At 66.8% G+C, this 3,846-nt stretch carries 2 protein-coding genes and 1 pseudogene; 1 reads left to right on the top strand and 2 read right to left on the bottom strand.

The features are described from left to right. A pseudogene (locus ACWDO5_RS35440) lies at window positions 1-394 on the top strand (hypothetical protein); the annotation flags it as partial. 224 nt (window positions 395-618) lie between these two features. Here the strand turns inward: ACWDO5_RS35440 and ACWDO5_RS35435 are convergent. Together ACWDO5_RS35435 and ACWDO5_RS35430 are read right to left on the bottom strand one after the other, a co-directional pair. Beyond that, window positions 619-1,629: a serine/threonine-protein kinase gene (locus tag ACWDO5_RS35435; protein WP_450534638.1), complete on the bottom strand. Its 1,011-nt coding sequence runs from the start codon at window positions 1,627-1,629 to the stop codon at window positions 619-621. Between the two features lie 827 nt (window positions 1,630-2,456). After that, the gene (locus tag ACWDO5_RS35430) at window positions 2,457-3,458 is read right to left on the bottom strand and encodes an aldo/keto reductase family protein (protein ID WP_450534639.1); all 1,002 of its coding nucleotides are present in this window, start codon (window positions 3,456-3,458) and stop codon (window positions 2,457-2,459) included. Window positions 3,459-3,846 lie beyond the last annotated feature (388 nt).

The raw sequence follows: 3,846 nt of genomic DNA, 5'->3' as shown, positions 1-3,846 counted from the left end.
CTCCGATAGCGATCATCAGGGCGGAGGACGCTGCGCACGGTGCGAGACTGGCCGGGCGGCCAAGGCTCTTGCCCAGCAGCCAGAGAGCAAACCACCAAATCCGCTGACCCCACAGAAGCTCAGCCACCACGCACGCGCCGCACCACCCCCGGCACAGGGCACGGACAACGCCGCAGGCGGCGCGTGCCAGCGCGCCACCCTCAAGGCGCCGCTGGATTACGCCAAGCCGGACGGCGAGACGATCAACGTCGCACTGATCCGCACCAAGGCCATGGGCCAGGACCAGCGCACCGACTCGCTGCTCTTCACCTTCGGCGGCCCCGGCGCCTCCGGCGTCTCCGTACCTCCAGCTCGGCCAGGAACTCCAGACGTTGAACTCAGTCTCACGCTATGACCTGATCAGCTTCGACCCGCGCGGGGCCGGCGAGTGCACGGGCGCGACATGCCTGAGCGACAAGGAGATCGACGCCTACTAGGCGGGCGACGGCTCATCAAACGACGCCACCAGGCTGAAGGACGCGGCCGATTTCGACAAGAAGGACATCAAGGGCTGCGAGCGGAACTCCGGCAAGGTCCTTGCGCACGTAGACACCGTGAGCGCCGGGCCTCACTGGAGTACTAACCGGGCGGACGGCCAAAGACCGGCCGGGCCCAGACAGGCGGATCCGGGGCCGGCCCGGGGTGCTGCGCGGCTCCGACAACCCCGGGGTCCACCTGTGTCGGCGGATGCGAACCCTTGCCGATACCGCTCGAAGTGGCACGCAGAGCCGCCACGAACTCCAGGCAGGAGCCGTAACGGTCCCCGGGAACCTTCGCCAGGGCCTTTGCCAGAACGCCGTCCACCGCCGACGGGATCCCCCGCCGTTTCTCGCTCAGGGCAGGCGGCTGATCGTACTGATGCGCCCACAGCAGCGCCATGTCCTCATCCCGCTGGAAAGGCGGCCCACCCGCGAGGGTTTCGTAGACGACGCAGGCAAGGCTATACAGATCGCACCTGCCATCCACCGGGCGGCCCGAAATCTGCTCCGGTGCCACATAGTCGAGCGTGCCGACGAACTCGCCCACCTCGGTGAACCCGGTCAGCGACAGCGACTTCTTCGTCAGCCCGAAATCCGTGAGATAGACATGCTCAGGGTGATCACTGTCAGTGCCCTGGGCAACCAGAATATTGCCGGGCTTGACATCCCGGTGCACCAAGTCGTGTTCATGGGCCGCATCAAGTGCCGACGCCACCTGAGCGGCGATACGCAGCGCAGTCGCAACCGGCAATGGACCGTCCCGGTCGAGCAAAGCCCGCAGATCCAGCCCCGAGACATAACGCATAGCGATATACAAGACACCATCCATCTCACCGGCCTCAAAGATCGGCACAATATGAGGATGGTCGATCGCAGCAGCCACACGCGACTCGTGCGTGAAACGGCGACGGAAGGTGTCATTGCGGGCCAGCTCCGGGGCAAGCAGCTTCAGCGCAACCGTACGGTCCAGACGCAAATCCCTTGCACAGTACACAACGGCCATACCCCCACGACCGATCTCACGCTCCACCCGGTAACCCGCAATCTGCTCCCCGATCAGACCCGAAGCCCGACCCGAATACAGACCCATCCCATCCGACGCCCCACCCATCACACGCCACCATCACCCAACCGTGCGACAGCCGCGAGACAGACACACGGGCCACCAGTTGGGTCACCGAAGCAGACGACCCTCCCCGGCCCGACACCCCACACACCCACCCCGCGCCCACCGGCGCAAGCCCCGACCCCGCCGCCCGCACCCCCGAACATCCACCAACCAACCCCGCCATGTCCGACCGCGCGGCCCCACACAACACACGCGTCACCGGCAACGATGCCGCCCCATGGGCCACGACCCACCCCGCGGTGCCGGCTCGGATCCATCACCACGCAACCGGAACCGGCCTCGAAGACAAGTCCCGGCGCAGCCGAACCAACAGGCCGCTCACCCATACCCCAATTCTATCCAGTGATCCACACAACTGCTTGATTAAGATCAACCCCGATCTCACGGCCGACCCACACCACACCCCGGGACACCCCCTGCCAAAAGACCAGCCCACCCCGGAAAAGCCAACAACAAGCAGGTCGCAAAGTTTCCCGGAAGTCCCTGGCTGGCTCAGGTCCGGACCTCATTCGGTCACACCTCGGTAGGCTGGTGCGGGGCTCGGGCCGCAGAGCCGGTTAACTGGCGGGGGCTCAGTCCGGTGAACGGGGCAATCCGGGACGGCACTGAAGCCGTGATCACACCAGCCACGCTGTGATCATTTGCGCCCAGCGACCGAACGAGTTCCGAGCCGTGGAGAGCACAAGCACAGCCGTCCCTGCACGGAGCGGCGTAGGGGCCCGGCTCTCCCCGCGTAGGCGTGCCGGGACCGCTTTTGCCGGTGCGGCGGGCGCAGCGGCGGTCCCAAGGTCCGCTGCGCCAACCCCGGTTCAGGGACGCTGCGCCGGTACGTTCTGGTGCACGAGGTGCGGATCCGTTACCGCCACCGGCAGCACGATCTCGTCGATGCGCGCCATGAGCTCCGCGTCCAGCGTCACACCGGCCGCTTTGGCGTTCTCCGCTACCTGCTCCGGCCGGGAGGCGCCGACGATCGCGGCAGACACGTTGCTGTTCTGCAGCACCCAGGCGACCGCCAGCTGCGCGAGGGTCAGGCCGGCCTCGTCGGCCAGCGGCTTCAGCCGCTGCACCCCTTCGAGCACCTCGTCGCGCATGAAGCGGCTGATCATCGTCGAGCCCTTGTCGTCCGTCGCCCGCGACCCGGTCGGGGGCTGCTGCCCGGGAAGGTACTTGCCGGTCAGCACACCCTGGGCAATCGGCGACCATACGATCTGCCCAATGCCGAGCTCCTCGGAGGTCGGCACGACCTCACCCTCGATCACCCGCCACAGCATCGAGTACTGGGGCTGGCTCGACACCAGCGGCACCCGCAGCTCCCGCGCCAGAGCGTGCGCCCGCCGTATCTGATCGGCCGTCCACTCGGAGACGCCGATGTACAGGGCCTTGCCGGAGTGGACCACGTCGGCGAACGCCTCCATGGTCTCCTCCAGCGGGGTGAACCGGTCGAACCGGTGGGCCTGGTAGAGGTCCACGTACGGTGTCTGCAGCCTGCGCAGGGAGTTGTCGATCGACTCCATGATGTGCTTGCGCGACAGCCCGCGGTCGTTCTTCCCGGGGCCGGTGGGCCAGTACACCTTGGTGAAGATCTCGATCCCCTCGCGGCGCTCGCCCTTCAGCGCCCGCCCGAGCACCGCCTCGGCGCGTGTCTCGGCATAGACGTCAGCGGTGTCGAACGTCGTGATGCCCGCATCGAGAGCGGCTCGCACACAATCGACGGCGGCGTCCTCCTCGACCTGCGAACCGTGGGTCAGCCAGTTGCCGTATGCGATTTCGCTGATGAGCATGCCACTGCTGCCGAGATGCCGGTATTCCATCGTTGAACCTCTCATTGCTTCAGATGTATCTCCATGATCCCCTCCGGGCAGGTCGCCACTGCGACGGGGGTCGGGTAACCGCTCACCGGCACCACAACGCGACCGCGGAGGTGCGTACAGTGGTGAGCACTGCCGCACCGCAAAACCCGGCGCGGGAGCACCCGAGGGCGGATCGTCCGCGGTTTCCTGACGGCGCCGAGTCCCCGCCAGAAAGAGTGCTGTCTCGGGGTGCCTCTACAAAGGGTCATCTCAGATGCGGGACTGTGGCTCCAGCTGGTAGTGGCAACCCCGCCATCAACCGGCAGGTGAGATTCCTGCTCCGCCACTCCGGATCGAGCTGTGCTGGGGGCTGGGACTCCTCGGAGTCAGGCCGACGCGCGGCGGCCAC

This window comes from Streptomyces sp. NPDC000880 (assembly GCF_053599675.1).
Note: the sequence above shows the minus strand (reverse complement) of the source record. Positions and strands in the feature narration are given on the sequence as shown.

Coding starts and splice junctions, on each gene's coding strand:
- ACWDO5_RS35435 (WP_450534638.1), bottom strand. CDS start 1,629: ATGGGTGGGGCGTCGGATGGGATGGGTCTGTATTCGGGTCGGGCTTCG.
- ACWDO5_RS35430 (WP_450534639.1), bottom strand. CDS start 3,458: ATGGAATACCGGCATCTCGGCAGCAGTGGCATGCTCATCAGCGAAATC.